Annotated in this window: 18 protein-coding genes; 3 read left to right on the top strand and 15 right to left on the bottom strand. The window is 47.0% G+C overall.

Translation table 11 applies throughout. From position 1 onward, the window contains the following. Window positions 1–90 precede the first annotated feature (90 nt). The 13 genes from lpxC to pyrE all read right to left on the bottom strand — a co-directional run bounded on the left by lpxC (window position 91) and on the right by pyrE (window position 13,317). A complete protein-coding gene (gene lpxC / locus BKE30_RS07745) occupies window positions 91–993 on the bottom strand; it encodes a UDP-3-O-acyl-N-acetylglucosamine deacetylase (RefSeq protein ID WP_076878037.1) in 903 nt (300 codons plus the stop codon). A gap of 156 nt (window positions 994–1,149) precedes the next feature. After that, window positions 1,150–2,370, bottom strand: a complete 1,221-nt coding sequence (gene ftsZ / locus BKE30_RS07740; protein ID WP_076878036.1) for a cell division protein FtsZ — start codon at window positions 2,368–2,370, stop codon at window positions 1,150–1,152. A 165-nt stretch (window positions 2,371–2,535) separates the two neighbouring features. Further along, entirely contained in the window at window positions 2,536–3,804 is a 1,269-nt protein-coding gene (gene ftsA / locus BKE30_RS07735; protein ID WP_076878035.1) for a cell division protein FtsA, read from the bottom strand. A gap of 45 nt (window positions 3,805–3,849) precedes the next feature. After that, window positions 3,850–4,707, bottom strand: coding sequence for a cell division protein FtsQ/DivIB (locus tag BKE30_RS07730; protein WP_076878034.1), 858 nt, complete (start codon window positions 4,705–4,707; stop codon window positions 3,850–3,852). A gap of 7 nt (window positions 4,708–4,714) precedes the next feature. Further along, window positions 4,715–5,644, bottom strand: coding sequence for a D-alanine--D-alanine ligase (locus tag BKE30_RS07725; RefSeq protein ID WP_076878072.1), 930 nt, complete (start codon window positions 5,642–5,644; stop codon window positions 4,715–4,717). Between the two features lie 241 nt (window positions 5,645–5,885). Continuing rightward, complete coding sequence (gene murC / locus BKE30_RS07720; protein ID WP_076878033.1) at window positions 5,886–7,343, bottom strand: UDP-N-acetylmuramate--L-alanine ligase; 1,458 nt, start codon at window positions 7,341–7,343, stop codon at window positions 5,886–5,888. Window positions 7,344–7,373: 30 nt separating this feature from the next. Next, window positions 7,374–8,474 (bottom strand): undecaprenyldiphospho-muramoylpentapeptide beta-N-acetylglucosaminyltransferase, encoded by a 1,101-nt coding sequence (murG, locus tag BKE30_RS07715; protein ID WP_143253682.1) that lies wholly within the window; start codon window positions 8,472–8,474, stop codon window positions 7,374–7,376. Between the two features lie 149 nt (window positions 8,475–8,623). Next, a complete protein-coding gene (locus BKE30_RS07710; RefSeq protein ID WP_083698492.1) occupies window positions 8,624–9,730 on the bottom strand; it encodes a phytanoyl-CoA dioxygenase family protein in 1,107 nt (368 codons plus the stop codon). Next, window positions 9,730–10,683 carry a glutathione synthase gene (gshB, locus tag BKE30_RS07705; RefSeq protein ID WP_076878032.1) on the bottom strand — a complete coding sequence of 318 codons (954 nt, stop codon included), beginning with the start codon at window positions 10,681–10,683 and terminating at the stop codon, window positions 9,730–9,732. Before gshB ends, BKE30_RS07710 begins: the two co-directional genes overlap by 1 nt. A 99-nt stretch (window positions 10,684–10,782) precedes the next feature. Beyond that, entirely contained in the window at window positions 10,783–11,352 is a 570-nt protein-coding gene (locus BKE30_RS07700) for a hypothetical protein (protein ID WP_076878031.1), read from the bottom strand. Between the two features lie 571 nt (window positions 11,353–11,923). Continuing rightward, the gene (locus BKE30_RS07690) at window positions 11,924–12,340 is read right to left on the bottom strand and encodes a PIN domain-containing protein (protein WP_076878029.1); all 417 of its coding nucleotides are present in this window, start codon (window positions 12,338–12,340) and stop codon (window positions 11,924–11,926) included. Continuing rightward, complete coding sequence (locus tag BKE30_RS07685) at window positions 12,337–12,612, bottom strand: antitoxin (protein WP_227518373.1); 276 nt, start codon at window positions 12,610–12,612, stop codon at window positions 12,337–12,339. The genes BKE30_RS07690 and BKE30_RS07685 overlap by 4 nt, the downstream gene beginning before the upstream one ends. 54 nt (window positions 12,613–12,666) lie before the next feature. Next, the gene (gene pyrE, locus BKE30_RS07680) at window positions 12,667–13,317 is read right to left on the bottom strand and encodes an orotate phosphoribosyltransferase (RefSeq protein ID WP_076878027.1); all 651 of its coding nucleotides are present in this window, start codon (window positions 13,315–13,317) and stop codon (window positions 12,667–12,669) included. Between the two features lie 68 nt (window positions 13,318–13,385). On the opposite strand from pyrE, the gene BKE30_RS07675 reads away from it, so the two are divergent. From BKE30_RS07675 to BKE30_RS07665, 3 genes are all read left to right on the top strand, one after another. After that, a complete protein-coding gene (locus BKE30_RS07675; protein WP_076878026.1) occupies window positions 13,386–14,201 on the top strand; it encodes an exodeoxyribonuclease III in 816 nt (271 codons plus the stop codon). Between the two features lie 361 nt (window positions 14,202–14,562). Then, window positions 14,563–14,784: a hypothetical protein gene (locus BKE30_RS07670; protein WP_076878025.1), complete on the top strand. Its 222-nt coding sequence runs from the start codon at window positions 14,563–14,565 to the stop codon at window positions 14,782–14,784. A 113-nt stretch (window positions 14,785–14,897) separates the two neighbouring features. After that, on the top strand, window positions 14,898–15,248 hold the full coding sequence (locus BKE30_RS07665; RefSeq protein ID WP_076878024.1) for an arsenate reductase: 351 nt from the start codon (window positions 14,898–14,900) through the stop codon (window positions 15,246–15,248). Window positions 15,249–15,281: 33 nt separating this feature from the next. Here the strand turns inward: BKE30_RS07665 and BKE30_RS07660 are convergent, their stop codons facing one another. Both BKE30_RS07660 and BKE30_RS07655 read right to left on the bottom strand, forming a co-directional pair. After that, on the bottom strand, window positions 15,282–16,271 hold the full coding sequence (locus BKE30_RS07660) for a DUF2628 domain-containing protein (protein WP_076878023.1): 990 nt from the start codon (window positions 16,269–16,271) through the stop codon (window positions 15,282–15,284). Window positions 16,272–16,766: 495 nt separating this feature from the next. Then, window positions 16,767–17,244 (bottom strand): hypothetical protein (locus BKE30_RS07655; RefSeq protein ID WP_227518372.1); only part of this gene is annotated, 478 nt, incomplete at its 5' end.

Genomic DNA, 17,244 nt, shown 5'->3' with positions numbered 1-17,244 from the left:
GCACAATATGAATTTAGGCTATTTTTTGAGCAACATAAGTACACAAAAAGCTGTGGATAGTTACATTGCAAACCTAGTGATATAAGGAAGTTAACTCGCTTTTACGTATGAAATTGGACAATTTACATCGTCATCAAATGTCACAATTTCATAACATTCCGGTGTGGCTAAAATTTTGCGTAATAGCTGGTTATTGAGTGCATGACCCGATTTATAGCCTTCAAAGCGGCCAATGATGCTATAACCAATCAGGTATAAGTCGCCAATCGCATCCAGCATTTTATGACGAACAAACTCGTCGCTAAAGCGCAGGCCTTCTTCGTTGACCACCCCCTGCTCGTCCACTGCAATGGCATTATCCAGCGTGGCACCCAATGCCAGATTATGCTGGCGCAGATAATCAAGGTCGCGCATAAAGCCAAAGGTACGTGCCTGACTGATTTCCTCAATAAATGAAGTGGTGGAAAAATCCACCTCAGCCGACTTGTATTCATCGCTAAAGGCCGGATGGTTAAAATCGATGGTGAACTGCACGCTAAAGCCATGATGCGGTAAAAAGGCCGCCCGTTTGTCATCCACGCACACTTCTACCGGCTGCCTGATACAAATGTACTTTTTGGCGGCATCCTGTTCCTGCAAGCCAGCCTGTTGCAACAAGTAAATAAACGGCCCGGCGCTACCATCCATAATGGGAATTTCCGGTGCTGATACTTCAATAATGATGTTATCAATACCCATGCCAGCCAGCGCACTCATCAGGTGCTCAACCGTGCCAATGCGGGCCTCACCCTTCACCAGATTGGACGACATCACCGTTTCCTGCACCAGCAAGGCATTGGCAGGGATATCGACTGGCGGCTCCAGGTCAATCCGCCGAAACACAATGCCACCATCAATCTCATGGGGTAAAAAATTGATAAAGACGTTTTTACCACTGTGCAGGCCAATGCCACTGGCCCTGATCACTTGTTTAATGGTTCGCTGTTTCAGCATAAGGATTGATCTTAAAAAGCTATGTTAAAAAGCAAGGCGCTTAAATTAACATTATTGACTTAAATAGAAAACAGGCCTGTACATCCAACTGATCTACAGGCCTGTTTTTTGATTAGTCCCTGCCAACACTTGGTCAGCAGAGTTTGTCAGGTAGGGTTATTTTTTCTGCTGGTTTTTCAGGTAATCCTGAATGCTCATTGGCGCAGGACGGGCAGCAGGCGCTGGCTGCGGTGCTGGTGCAGCCTGAGGTGCGGCAACAGGTGCCCGGCGGCTAATGGCAGGCGCATCATCTTCATCTACAGGTTGCTGGGCAGCAACAGGCGCTACAGCGGCTGGCTGTGGCTGGGCAACAGGTGCTGCCGCAGCCGCAGGACGCGCAACAGGTGTTGAAAAATCCACCGGATCGCGATTTAGGCCCGTGGCAATCACAGTAACCCGTAATTCATCGCGCGCCTCTGGGTCAAATACCGTCCCGTAGAAAATATCGCCTTCGTCCAGGTCAACAATCTGGCTAACCACATTGGAAATCATTTGTACTTCGCGGGGCTTGATATCATCACCGCTGGTAATGTTGATCAGCACACCCTTGGCATTTTCCAGACGTACCTGATCCAGCAGCGGACTGCGAATTGCCATTTCAGCGGCCTGACGGGCACGGTCTTCTCCACGGCTGGCACCAATACCCATCATGGCATAGCCACGGGTACTCATGGCCGTCTTCAAGTCGGCAAAGTCAAGGTTAATGTGACCGTGGTTAACCACCAGATCGAAAATACTGCGTACGGCGTTTAGCAACACGTCATCAGCCTTTTTAAAGGCTTCCTTCATGGAAATGTCACCGTAAACGCTGAGCAGTTTTTCATTGGGAATAATAATCAGCGAATCAACATGGCGTTCCAGCTCTTCAATGCCTTTTTCAGCCGATTTCTGGCGCTTGCGGCCTTCAAACCCAAAGGGCGTGGTTACCACACCAACCGTGAGGATACCCATTTCCTTGGCCACTTCAGCCACCACGGGTGCAGCACCCGTTCCGGTACCGCCACCCATTCCGGCAGTGACAAACACCATATCGGTGCCTTCCAGCTGGTCACGGATCTGGTCACGAGCTTCTTCAGCTGAGGTACGGCCAACTTCCGGATTGGCACCAGCGCCCAGTCCCCGGGTGCTTTGCTGACCCAGCTGCACGTTAAACGGCGCTTTCATGCGATCCAGCGCCTGCTTGTCTGTATTGGCACACACAAATTTTACGCCAGAAATTTCTGACTCAACCATGTGTTGTACTGCATTACCGCCGCCGCCACCCACACCAAAAACGGTAAAACGGGCCTGCCCATTGTTGTCGACTACTTCATCTTCAATTAGCGTAAATGAGGACATGACCTTTTGGTCTCCAAGATTTGTATGGCAGCTTATATGCCCGTAGCACTGCCTTGATTAGTAAATAAATTAGCATGCGTTGCCCCATGCCCACTGTCAAGTGAAAACGGATATTCAACAACAAACTCACAGCATAATTTCAACGGTGAAGGCTGCTTTTATGCCTTAGACGAGCTGACGCAGCTTTTCCAGTATAGTTTGTACCGGCTGTACCACATATTGCTGCAACCAGCCGTCATTGCTTTGTTCTTCCACCCCAACTTCGCTGGCGCGCTGCTGCTCATTTTGACTATACATCAGCAGTCCGCTGGCCGTGGCATAAATAGAGCGGCGCAGCAGTGGGCGCTTTTCCTCACTGATGTCCACTGCCAGCGGGGGATTGCCCAAGTGTGCCGAAACGCCAAGCACGCGGCGGGCCAGCGCTACCGCACCTTCAATCTGGCAAGCATCACCAGTCAGCACTACGCCATGGCGCAGCACATTGATAGCGCCACTTTGTTCCAGTTGCTGGCGTACTTCCTCAAAGATTTCTTCATAACGCGCCACAATGATGTCTGCCAGCTCAATCCGGCTGATAATCATGCCCGGTGCAATGCCAATTCCCGGAATCTGGATCATCTGATCGGGCTTAATGGCGGACAAGTCCACACAACCATAACGGATTTTCAGGTTTTCAGCCTGCTCGGTTGAGGTTTGCAACACCGAGGCAATATCACGGGTTACATGTTCGCCGCCGCGTTGCAGGGTATGGCTTAAAATTAGCCGGTTTTCCAGATATACAGCAATGTTGGTGGTGCCGGCACCAATATCTATCATGCACACGCCATATTCTTTTTCATCTTTAAGCAATACGGCTTCACTGGTGGCCAGTGTTGAAATAATGGTGCGCTCTACCCCAATTCCTGCACTTTTTAGTGCCTTGTCCAGATTTTGCATGGTATTAATGGGTAACATCATCAGGTGATAATGCCCGGTAATAAAGTTGCCGGACATATTGATGGGATGATCGACCCATTCGGGCTGGTCATCAATCGCTACACCTAATGGCACGGCATTGGTCAGGTAATGATCCGGCATTAAATGGCTGCTTTTGGCCATTTCCAGCGTGCGTACAATTTCAGTCGTGGTAATGGTCTGGTTCATGACTGGCGTGCGGCCAGAGGCATTAAAGCTTTTCAACTCGGCACTGGGAATGGCCACCCACGCGGTGTGAATCCGGCAATCGGCCATGTCTTCAGCCTGCGCTACGGCATCCTTGATGGCCGCCACCACTTTATCCAGATTACGGATAATTCCCTTGCTCATGCCGCGGTTGGGCGCATGGGCCATACCAATCACTTCAATTTGATCCGGTGCATGAATCCGGCCAATCAGCACCGATACCTTGTGTGTTCCAATATCAATGGCAACAACTGATGGAACCGCTTCATTCATGACATTTACCATGCGTTATGTATTCAATGATCATCAATCTTCTACTCATGGATTGATCACAGGTTGAGCGAGGGGAGTAACCGCCGGCAGCTGTGGTTCAACCACAAACTTGCCTCCTATAATTTTTGGCGGTTGAGTGTTTTTCCACTGTAAGGCCAAGCCATTACGGTAACGCAAATCAACAGCCACAATACTGGGCCATTGTGCTTTTAATTCTGTGACACCCAGCTGGCTTAAACGGTGCAGCTTGGTCAGGGTCTGGTCCTGATCCACAATAACACGCATGCCGGTGTTAAACTGCATAAACCAAGTCATGCGGTCGGTCAGGTGCAATTCTTTCAGTTGCATGCCTAATGGCGCAAACCACTGGTTAATTTGCCGGTATTGCTGCATTAACTGTATCGAGTGGCTGGCCGGGCCATGTAATAACGGCAGGTCACGCCGGTCTACATAGCGCGCTTCTATAAAAATATGACCACTGTCGCTGAGCAAACGGCCACTGCCCCAGCGGGCAATCGGGTGGCGCGGCGTGGCCCGTATGACCATGCCATTAGGCCAGTGCCGGGTTACCACAACCCGGTCTATCCATGGCAGGGTTAAGGCCATATCACGCAGGCTTTCCAGATCGGTGGTAAAAAAACCTTCCTTAACCAGAGGTTGCAGTTTTTTTTGCAGCAACTGTTGCTGTAGCGGGTTTAGATCTCCCACCACTTTAACCGTGGCAGCGGGCGCATGCCGGATGGTATTGAGCATGGTCCAGAAACCCACACCGCACAGAATTACCGCCAGAATAACCAGCAGCCAGCTTCCCCACCAGGATGCACGCTCCCAGCGGTTGGTACTGCTGGGTGTCTGTACAGCAGTGGTTTTATTACGGCGCATGGAAATGGGAAGCTGTGCCATGACGACCTTAACCCGCGTCTGGAGTTGGCAGGGTTTGCTGCAAAATCAGCTGGCATAATTCGCCAAAGCTATGGCCTGCTGCCTTGGCCGCCATCGGCACCAGCGAGTGATCGGTCATGCCGGGTACGGTATTGACTTCCAGCAGCCAGAAATTGCCCTGCTCATCCTGCATGGCATCAATGCGGCCCCAGCCAGTGGCACCCACGGCATTAAATGCCCGCACGGCTAGTGTTTGTAACTGCTGCTCAGCTTCACTACTTAATCCGCAGGGAATACCATACTGGGTATCGTTACGCTGGTATTTGGCTTCATAATCATAAAACGCCACATCTGCGGGCGGTTGCAGGCGAATTACTGGCAGGGCCTGACCATTTAGGATCACCACTGTAAACTCACGGCCGGTAATCCAGCTTTCTGCCATGACTACTGCATCATGCACAGCAGCCTGCTCATAGGACGGTTTGAGTTGTTCAAGGGTTTCCACCTTACTCATGCCAATACTGGAGCCTTCATGCACGGGCTTGATAATCAGTGGCAGTCCCAGTTCCTGTACCACCTGCGCAAAATCAGTATCCTGATCCAGCAAGCGGTAAGGTGCGGTAGGCAGTCCGCAGCCCTGCCACAGCTGTTTGGTTTTGGCCTTGTTCATGCCCAGCGCCGAGGCCAGTACCCCGCTACCGGTATAAGGCAGGTTTAACCATTCCAGTAAACCCTGAATCTGGCCATCTTCACCACCACGGCCATGCAGCACAATAAAGGCCCGGTCATAGGCGGTAATTTCGCTAATCGGACGTACCGCAGGGTCAAAGCCTTCTGCATTAATGCCCTGTGCCAGCAAGGCCTGCAATACAGCCTGCCCACTATTTAAGGAAACTTCACGCTCGCCGGAGTTACCCCCAAACAATACGGCAACTTTGCCAAAATCCGTGCTTTGTATGTGTGACACGCTATACGTCCATCTTTTAAAACATTCTTTTACGATGACCCGAAATTCAGACCGGGCTAGTCGCACCAAAAAAGGCTCAATCTAGCATGAGCACTCCTTTGCAGCAGTCCGTCATGTTAGACAAATCTGCGCAAATGACCAAATTTGTTTTTGGCCGCACTCACTGCAAAACCAGGCCTGACAATTGTTGTCATCCCACAGGGATCAACCACCCAGTATGACAGCTTAATAACTATTTTGTCTTTAAATACAAGCCTTGCTGCGCCAGTTCTACTGAAATGGCGCCTACATTGCCTGCACCCTGAGTCAGCAACAGGTCATTTGCCTTTAACACATTTTGTAACACTACAGATAACTGGCTTTCCACCGGGTCTACCAGAATCGGTTCGACCTGTCCCCGCAAGCGCAAACTGCGGGCCAGACTGCGGCTATCCGCCCCGACAATCGGCTTCTCACCCGCCGGATAAACTTCCAGCAGTAACAGCACGTCGACCTGTGACAGTACATCGACAAAGTCTTCAAAACAATCCCGGGTGCGGGTAAAGCGATGCGGCTGGAACAGCATGACCAGACGGCGATCCGGGTGGCTTTGACGCGCCGCCTTAATGGTGGCTTCCACTTCCTTGGGATGATGGCCATAATCATCCACCAGTTTGATGTTGCCGTCTTGCTGGGCAAATTCACCCTGAATCTGGAAGCGGCGACCAACCCCGGAAAAACCTTCCAGCGCACGGCTGATCGCTGCATCGGACACGCCTTCATCGGTAGCCACGCCAATGGCAGCCAGCGCATTCAGCACATTATGCAAACCGGGCTGGTTAATGGTCAGGCGCAGTGGTTCACGTTCCTTGCGCAGCACAGTAAAGTGCGTTTGCATGCCGGATTGCTCCACATCCACAGCCCGGATGTCATTTTCATTCTCAAAACCATAGGTCAGCACCGGACGGCCAATACGGGGCAACAACTCACGAATTACGGCATCATCCCCACACACCACCGCCAGCCCATAAAACGGCAGGTTATGCAAAAACTGGATAAAAGTGTCTTTGAGTTTTTCAAAGCTGCCACCGTAGGTTTCCATGTGATCCGCATCAATATTGGTGACAATCGCCGCCATGGGTTGCAAATACAGGAACGATGCATCGCTTTCATCAGCCTCTGCTACCAGATAACGGCTAGCGCCCAGCGCGGCATTGACGCCGCTACGATTGAGCAAACCACCAATCACATAAGTCGGATCAAGGTTTTCTTCGGCCAGCATGCAGGTCAGCAGACTGGTTGTGGTGGTTTTGCCATGCGTGCCTGCCACCGCAATGCCATGGCGGTAGCGCATCAACTCCCCCAGCATTTCAGCACGACGCACCACCGGAATCCGCTGGCTAATGGCCTGCCGGATTTCCGGGTTTTCACGGTCAATCGCTGTAGACACCACCAGCACATCAGCGCCTTCAATATTGCTGGCCTGATGGCCAAAATGTACGGTAATTCCCTGCTCATTGAGGCGCTCGGTGGTTTTACTGGGCTTTAAATCCGAACCGGAAATATCGTAGCCCTGATTTTTAAGCACCTCGGCAATACCACACATGCCAGCACCGCCAATTCCCACAAAATGAATATGCCGGATACGACGCATCTCCGGAATCTTGATCAGTTGTTTGGCCTGAGCGGATGAAATATTGGATGGCGTCATAATGAACTCAAAATTGGGCGTAATACAAAATTAATGCGACAGTGACAACAGAAGTTCACTAACCTGACGGGTGGCCTGCGGATGCGCCTGCTGCCGGGCTTTCTCGGCCATTGCTTGCAGGGTGGCACGCTTCATGATGGGTTGCAGCGCAGCCTGCAGCGACTGCGGCGTCAGGCTGGCTTGCGGACACAGTAATGCCGCACCGCAATCCACCAGATAACGGGCATTGGCAGTTTGGTGATCATCCACCGCACTGGGCAACGGTACAAACACCGCCGCCACACCTGCCGTGGCAACCTCTGTCACTGTTAATGCGCCTGCACGGCAAATCATCAGGTCTGCGCGTGCATAGGCAGCCGCCATGTCTTCCACAAAAGGCACCACTTGCACGGCAAGCTGGCTACTGGCCAAATCGGCATAACGCTGCTGGGTGGCCTGCAACTGCTGCTGGCCACACTGGTGCATAATATTTAAGGGAATATCCAAGCCAGCCAGTGCGGCTGGAATCCGCTCATTCAAGGCCTGTGCGCCCAGCGAACCACCGACTACCAGAATATTTAGCGGTAAATTGCCACGCTCGGCATAACGCACTTCCGGCATGGGCAGGCTGGCAATATCGGCACGAACCGGATTGCCTGTGGTTTTGACTTTAGCAGATTCAGCAAAGGTACTTGGAAACGCCTGCAATACCAGCGCTGACAAACGTGCGAGCTGGGTATTGGTAAAGCCGGCAATGGCATTTTGCTCATGAATAACCAGTGGCAAACCCAGCAGCCGCGCAGCCAGTCCACCCGGCCCAGCCACATAACCGCCAAAACCAATCACGGCGTCAATGTTTAACTGGCGCATCAGGCGCATGGCCGCAAGGGTAGCCGCCATAATTTTAAACGGCGCCGTGATTAAGCGCTTAAGGCCATTACCGCGCAAGCCCTGAATATCAATCGGATGCAGCGGAATATTTCTTGGTGCTACCAGACGGTGTTCCATGCCTGCGCGCGTGGCCAGCCAGTGAACTTCAATGTCTTGCGCGCGCAAGTTTTCAGCCACGGCCAGCGCAGGAAATACATGCCCGCCTGTGCCTGCTGCCATGATCATGACAGTCTTGATTTGTTTTACCTGCCCCTGAACCACACACCACCTGTATTTATGCTTTTACACATTTATCCGTATTGCCTGATGAATGCATATCCGTATGCCAATTAGGCGCTTATTCTAGCCGGATTTCAGCCCAAGCTTAAACAGCCCAGCCCACAATTTGCCAGTATTTTTGTACGACAATCCTATTTTTTGATAAAACGTGGCGGATCGCCTGCACGCAACCGGCCTACTCGTCGCCACGGGTTTTTGCGCCACTGGCGTCTTTCCAGTTCATCCAGTGCCCACCAGTACAGCGGAATGATTTTATCCTTTAAAAACGGCAGCGCTAACGGGTCAAAACCCGTCCATGGCAAAAATGGATTACGCCGTGCATAGGCCCACACCTCAATGCGGGTAGATGGCCGCACACTTTTACCGCGCGCATGAAAGCCAAAGGTATCGGCCACCACCAGCGTATTTTTTCTGACTGCAAATGCCTTGGGTTTTGGCAGGCCCAGTTGTTCAAGTTCCGCCTCGGTAACACGAAACGATCCACGTGCGCTCATGCGGTCTGCCTTGGCTGCGCCAATTGACCGCTGCTTTTCCCAGTTTAGTCGCGCTGGCGTTAACTGATGCGAGCTTGGTACATACACAAATGGCCCTTCGTCCTCGGCTACATCGGTTAAAAACAGCCATGCCTTGACGCTGGAATGAAAGGTATCAGCATGCAGGTTGGTTTGCGGGTCTGGATTGGCTTCACGCACTTGCGACAAGATGCTTTGCACATACAACATCGGCTGCACCTGATAAGAACCGACATAATTTAATAAAGTTTGCAGGGCAGGTTGTGTGATCAGTTGGCGGGTTTGTGGCAACTGTGGCAGGCTTTGATAATCCAGTGGAATCCGCCGTGTCACGGTATTGCCCTGCAAGGTTTCGCGCGCGGACAGCTCGGTGCCCAGCAGTTCCTGTTCTAATTGCGCAAACTCATCATTGGGTAAAAAATTTTCTTTAAGAATAAAACCGTTCTGGTTAAAAAACTGGGCATCCTCAACCGTTAAATATCTGGCTAATTTAGCGCGCCGGCGCGCGGCCAGTTGTGCGGCCAGCTTAACGCGCAGCTCATGTAGCCCAGCCTCATTAAACGCGGAATTACCCAGCACCGGATTATCCACAAACGACTTGGCACCAGTTGCTAAGGCCAGCGTCCATAATGGCACTTTGATCCAGCCCTGCTGTTGCTGAAACAGCTTTTGGTACTCTTTCAGCAAGGTTTTAAGCGATAACGGCTCAAGCGGCTTTACCTGCATTAATGACGTCCCTGTTCCAGCACTGCAAACAGGTCATCGGCAATGGAAGTGCCAAACTGCGCATCAATTTCACGCACACAGGTTGGGCTGGTGACATTAATTTCAGTCACATACTCGCCAATTACATCCAGCCCAACAAATACCAGCCCTTTTTCACGTAACGTCGGGCCAATTTTGGCAGCAATGGCTTTGTCTTTATCCGTTAAAGGGCGGGCTTCGCCACGACCACCGGCCGCCAGATTACCGCGTGTTTCACCTGCTTGTGGAATGCGCGCCAGACAATACGGCACGGGTTCACCATTAATCATTAAAATACGTTTATCGCCATCGACAATTTCAGGAATATAACGCTGCGCCATAATCGGCTGCGTGCCCAAAATAGTCAGCATTTCCAGCGTTGAACCCACATTGGGACTGCCCACCGTCAAGCGGAAAATACCCGTGCCGCCCATGCCATCCAGGGGTTTGACAATAATATCGCCATATGTGGCTAAAAACTCACGGATTAGGCTTTCCTGTGAAGTGACCAAGGTTGGCACTTGCAACTCGCTAAACTGGGTGGCAAACAGCTTTTCATTGCAGTCACGTAAGGACTGCGGCTTATTGATAATCCATGCGCCTTCGCGTTCAGCCTGTTCCAGAATATAAGTGCTATAAATAAAGCGCAAATCGAACGGCGGATCTTTGCGCATCAGGATTACATCATAGCTGGCCAGTGATTCCCGCTGTTTGTCACCCAACTCAAAATAATGTCCGTTTCTATCGGCATAATCTTCAAATACATTTAAAGGCGCAATCGTGCCAAAGGCTTTGCCTGCATCAATAAACAGGTCATCCTGCAATGCATAACCCAAGGTATGGCCACGACGCTTGGCCGCCCACAACATGGCAATCGTGGTATCTTTTTTGAGGTTAATATTTTCGATGGGATCCATCACAACCAGAACGCGCATTGTTTTTTATCGCTAATTTTTAAAGATACGGAAGTATAGCTGAGCTGATCATTTTTTTTGTTGAGAAGTTTTTATCTAAAAGAGAAAAAATGATAATTATCAAGAGTTTTTAATATTCATAGACAAAATAAAGTCTGAAGCAGATTCTTTTATATATGACTCTACCTCATCAAAGCTATATTCTGTATGGCAGTGTTTACACTTTAAAGCTCGCAGTTTTATAGTTTCATAGCATTTAGCGCATTTGCGATCATTATCATCACTCCAACCTAGCGATCTCGCTTGAGCGAATAGATTTTCATCAGCAAGCTTTTCTTTTTGAAGCTTTTCGGTTATTTGCGCTTGCGTCAAGGTATTAGGATCAAAATAACGAGGTTGAAGATTTTCGCGTGTATCTTGTTCCTTTAGGCGAGGATGTATAAATGCAAAATAACACATTGTACCTATAGCAAATAGACAAATAAGGCCAGCAATTTTATCATCAGAGCTAGAAGATGATCTATAGGAACTCTGATTATACTTGCCCTGCGCTTCTTGCATTCTCGCAGAATCATAATTATGTAGTTGCTTGGCTGCTTCTCTTATGGCAACTTGGTCATCATAGCTATCCGCATATCCTACAGTTGAAAAAAATAGGATAGCGGAAAATATTAACCATTTAATTTTCAATTTTTTGCCTTTTTTCTAATATTCCAAACGATACTGCACAACCCATTGCAGCAAGAAATACTGTAATAATTCTCATCCCTGTGGTGCTTTCTAATTGTAGCAAAAATTGAAAACTTCCGTCAATGAATAGAGGCAGCATCAATAATGTACCTATAGCTCTATTCATGTTAAGAGTTAGGCTATAAAATACATTTAATCCTAAAAAAATGCCAAAGATATATAGAAAGAAAAACACCTATTGCAAATTCCTAATGGGTACTCATAAAAGTTAATGTTTCTATAAGTTAGTTGATGACAAAAAAGATGTAAAAAAGCTTTTATAACCATATAAATTTTTCCATATCCTAGAAACTCTAGAATTGGCATTAGAATCGAAGCAAATACTCTAGTTAAAATAATAAAAAACCATAATTTCTCAATTGTTTTGACTTTGAAAACAACACTTGAGTTAATCATTTTTACACATAAAAATTATCAATAAATACATGCGATTATTCTTATATTAATCCTAAGCATTTAAACCCTAACCACTCCCTTGCATGTTTGCTTTCTCGAAAAATCATCACTACGTTTATTTTTCTTCAGCCCAATCCTCAATCACCAAGCCATCAATCCGCTGAAACTCACGCACATTATGGGTCACCAGAACAGCTTGTTCAGCCAAGGCATGACAGGCAATCCACAAATCATGATTACCAATGGGTGTGCCTGCTTGCTTTAACTGTTGAAATTGAGTTGCATAGTGCTGGCAAATTTTTGAATTGTTTGGATATACCACTTTAATTTTCTCTGCCAGCTGCGCAATCCGCTTCAAAACTTTTAACTTTTGTGTGCTGTTTTCCGCACCTTTGAGCAATTCGGTATAAGTGACAAATGACATTACCAACTGAGCGTCCTGTTCCTCGGCCATATTGATTCGTACGGCTATCTGAGGAAACATATTTTTCATTTGATAGATCAATATATTTGTATCAACCATATAAATCATAAGGGTTCGTGCTCTGGCTCATCAAAAATACTCGTTGCTTCTTTTTGATTACGTTCCAGTGTCTCAATAAAATCGTCAGGAAAATCCGCTAAAATTGCTGCAATTTCATCACCAACCTTTTGAGAACTTGCAACTGGAATCGGATGAATCACTAAATCACCCTGCTCATTTTTATAAATTTCTACACGGTCACTATTGAGGCGTAATTCGGCCGGAATACGCACCGCCTGACTATTGCCGTTTTTAAACACACGGGTAATATACTCGGTCACTGTACACACCATTTTTTATTCAGTGTGTACATACTAGCATGTTATTTAACCAGCTTACACCCCATACTTTTCGCGATAAGCCTGCATTTTTCCCAAGTCATCACTGCGGTTATTTTTCTTTAAATAATCCATCAGATCCTGCATGGTGATTAACGCATGCACCGGAATATTTAGCTGTTTTTCCACTTCCTGAATGGCCGACAGCTCACCTTGTCCCTTTTCCTGACGATCCAGCGCGACCAGCACACCGGCAATGGTTGCTCCGGCATGTTGCAGGATATCAACCACTTCACGGATGGCCGTGCCCGCCGTAATCACATCATCAATAATCCACACGCGCTGGCCTTTCACATCAGCGCCTACCAGCATGCCACCCTCGCCATGATCCTTGGCTTCCTTGCGATTAAAGCCCCATGGTACATTCACGCCATGCTGATGCCACAAGGCTGATGCGGTGGCGGCTACAAACGGAATCCCTTTATACGCTGGGCCAAAAATCACGCTCACGCCTTCACAGTTCATCAACTTGTCGGCATAGCCACTCGCCAGCAACGACAAGGCCTCGCCATCATTAAGCAGGCCGGCATTAAAAAAATAGGGGCTAACCCGGCCAGATTTTAAAGTAAACTCACCAAACTTGAGCACACCACGTTTTAACGCCAGTTCGATCAATGCTTGAGGACTAAAAGGCTGAACAGATGACATGGCAGGCTCCTGTTTATTCAATAGTTTATTAACCACAACGGTTAAGGTATACAAGGTAATCAGCGCGCATGATAGCAAAGGATTCAGGCACTGGGGCAAAAATGCTTCGGGTGGTGTCAATTAATGTAAACGGTTTACGCTCGGCCACGGCCAAGGGTTTTTTTAACTGGCTGGAAAATTCGGGGGCCGACATTGTTTGTATGCAGGAAACCCGGCTGCAACCGCATCAATGGCTACAAGAACACAAACCGGAAGGCTGGCACATGCACCTGTGTCATGCTGAAAAACCCGGCTATTCCGGCACGGCCATTTATAGCCGTTATCCGTTTAGCCGCATTAACAATGGACTGGGTTTTGAGATTTGCGACACGCAAGGCCGGTTTACGGCTGCCGAGTTTCAAACAGATGATAACCAGCAGTTTGTGGTGGCCTCGCTATATTTACCATCCGGTTCCAGCGGTGATGACGCACAAGCGCGCAAGGATTTATTTTTACAGGAAATGCTGGTTCATTTTAAACAATGGCGCGAACAGGGCAGATCCATCATTGTGTGCGGTGACTACAATATTGTGCACAAAGAAATTGATATTAAAAACTGGAAAGGTAACCAGAAAAATTCTGGCGTCTTGCCGCATGAACGTGCGTGGCTGGACACCTTATATAATGAATTAGGCTATGTGGATGCCTTCCGGGTTCATCATCCAACTACGCAGGAATATTCGTGGTGGTCTAATCGGGGACAGGCATGGTCCAACAATGTCGGCTGGCGGATTGACTATCACGTGGTATCCCCGGACTGGCGAAACCGGGTGGCCAATGCCTTTATTTACCGGGACGAACGCTTTAGTGACCATGCACCCGTGGTTATTGATTATGTACTCTAAGTGAATTTTGCGTAGTCATTTCTTTTGTGACTGTGTTCACGCTTTGTAAGCCTAGGCGTACAGAACATGACGTTAATTTACTATTTTCAAACAAACGATAAAAGCGCATTATGCTCTTACGGCACAGGGAAGTCGGTCAGGATGACCAGAAAGGAAGGACTGCCGTAGGATGAAAAGGTTTTGTAGTGTAGGACATTACAAAGCTGTATGGAAGCAAAGACAGGACGTTGACTTGAGACCCGCGCTATCAGGATGATATTGGCGCGGGTTTTCTCCATTTGCTGAATATGTTTTTTAATTTTTTTGTCAGTTTTTATCAGCCTATTTTTTTATAGCCCCATAACAAATCAGTAAAGTCGCTATGTTTTCTAATAAATTTCATCTGACGCTCTACAGCTTGCTGACCATTTTATTGCTGGTTTGTGCCGCAATTTTTGCCTATCTGGGCTTTTTTAGTACCAAGCAGAATTCAACCAATGTGATTTATGAGTACGATCTGGGTAAGGAAGCCTGCTATATTCTAGGCCCCAACCAGCAGGAAAAATATGTGTCCTGCAGCATGGTCAAACTATCCAGAAATTAAAAATTGCTTTTTCAAAACTCTGGAAATCCTCATTCATCGGCTGGGGTGACACCCATTGGATTTTTGCTGGCAACATTGACTATCATGTGCTGCCCATCTATTGAGAAGCCACTATGTTAAAGATTTATGGCATCAAAACTTGTAGCACCATGAAAAAAGCCTTTGATCAGCTGGATGCCCAGCAACTGGCTTATGAGTTTCATGACTATAAAAAACAGGGAATTGACTTAAATACGCTTGAGCACTGGGCCAGTCGAGTTGGCCTTGACGTTTTGCTCAATAAAAAGGGCACCACCTGGCGCAAGTTTAGCCCAGAGCAGCAGACTGCAATTTTATCCAGTCCACAGCACACGCTACAGGCTTTACAGGACAATCCCAGCATGATTAAGCGGCCAGTACTGGTCAGCGGTGAGCATATTCTGGTAGGTTTTGAGCCGACCCGTTACGCTGCATTGGCAGGTTAAAGAAACTGCTTATATCTGGCGGTTTATCCCTAACTACTGGCATTGGCGTGGCAAATTAACTTTGGCAATATACTGTCCGCTACAGCCCCAGACTATGGTATTGCCCACCTGCATGACAGGCTTAAATAGCAGCGCGCGATCCGTGCTACCCGTGTTGGACAGCATGATACTGATGTGGCCTGTTTGATTATCAATATCAATGGCTTTTACTGCTTGCGGCAAGGTTTTCGTCAGTTCAGTGTCCAGCATACTGGATGGAAACTGATGATGACGCTGGTAATAATGATCTACAGCACTGGTGGCTTTTTGTCCCAGCATTGCTGCTTCGGTTGTCTTGGCGCGGAGCACATAGTTACTATAAGCAGGAATGGCTATGGCTGCCAGAATGCCCACCATCATCACAAATGAAATAAAAACAACAATAATGATAAATAAATTACTGGTGCCGCCACGGGTGCTGAGTACGCCATACAAACGATGGGGATGGCTGGTTTGCTGGCGCGCACTGGCAATTACCTGTCGGCAATGGTTGTAGTACAAGGCATCGGCATAAAATGCAGGCACAAACCACAAACCCACCATTAAGCCTACATATAACAGGCCAGCAATCGGTGCAACAGCACCTCCTATTATGGCAATCGTTATTCCAATAATGAACAAAGTCATGTAGGGTAATACAAAATAAAGCAGCGCATTACGCCACATTTTACGATAGAGCATCCAGTAAAACGTGACAAAAAAGGCAGGCCAGTGCCAGCTGGGTCTGCCCTTACCCTCACGGTCAAATTCCAGAAACTTTTTCAGGTAATGTTCCTGATTGCTACCAATAACTGCCTGATACTGCTCTTTTCTGGACAAGGATTTATACGCTGCACCAGACTCGGTAGAATCATGCGTGGTAAAAGCTGACACCGTCATTGAGGCTGGCGTGTTATCAATAAAGAAATGCTTTAATTCGCTACCACAGCCGACACAATAGCGTGCTACCAGATTATTCTGGGCACGGCATTCACTGCAAAACATGAGTTTTCCCCCAACTCAATTTTTTGTGTTATATCGACTGCAGCTATTGATTGATACCTTATGGATGCATGTCGATTGTTTTGCAGGCTAGGTTAGTCAAAAAATGAGCAGATGAAAAGGGGGAATTGGATAAAAGAGAAAAGTTAACTTTATTAAGGGCGTAAATAATCCACTTTAATGTCATAATATCCTATAATTTTTATATAGCTTACCATTCAATTAGCTATACATTCAATTAATAATACTTATCTAACCATTTCTTAATTGAGGCAATATCATTTAGATCATAGTGAATTCGCCTTTCAGATACTTCCTCAAAAATATATACATTTTCACCCAATATATTTATTATCATCTTTTAATAGTATCTTATTATTAATCTTACCAATCTGATATAAGCTAGTTTTATACATATAATATTTTATTTATGAGTTATAAGATGAATCAATTATTTCAATAAATAAGGTTTTTTCTTTTTGTTTTATTTTCTATAAATTACTCATCACAAATATAGCCATCTAGGCCTTTTTGGCTGACATGCATACCCATAACTTTGCCATTTACTATATCAAAGACAATTTCATTTTTTAGGTTATTTTCTTTGTCATGGATTTTATAGGTAAAATCATCTTGACTATCTCCAGCTCCTTCACTATGCTCTTTTATAACTTTAAAATCTTTATAATTTTCATAAACATCTTTGTCAGTCATACCATTTTTTATGCCGTGTGAAGTAACTACGGATTTATTGCCATAACCAATAAAAATAGATATTAATTTCTTATCTTTATATAATAGATCTATAGCTTTTTTAGAGTTAACATAATTATTGCATTTATCTGTTTGACTAAATTCAAAATATTTCGAACTTATATTATCTTCAATATCTCCTATTAAATATTCTCTATCATTAAAATTTAAACCATGGAAATTAATCTGCTCAGTATTTTCTAAATTTTTCATAGAACTACAT

It is taken from the genome of Alkanindiges hydrocarboniclasticus (genome assembly GCF_001982605.1).
GTDB classification, from domain to species: Bacteria; Pseudomonadota; Gammaproteobacteria; order Pseudomonadales; family Moraxellaceae; genus Alkanindiges; species Alkanindiges hydrocarboniclasticus.
Note: the sequence above shows the minus strand (reverse complement) of the source record. Positions and strands in the feature narration are given on the sequence as shown.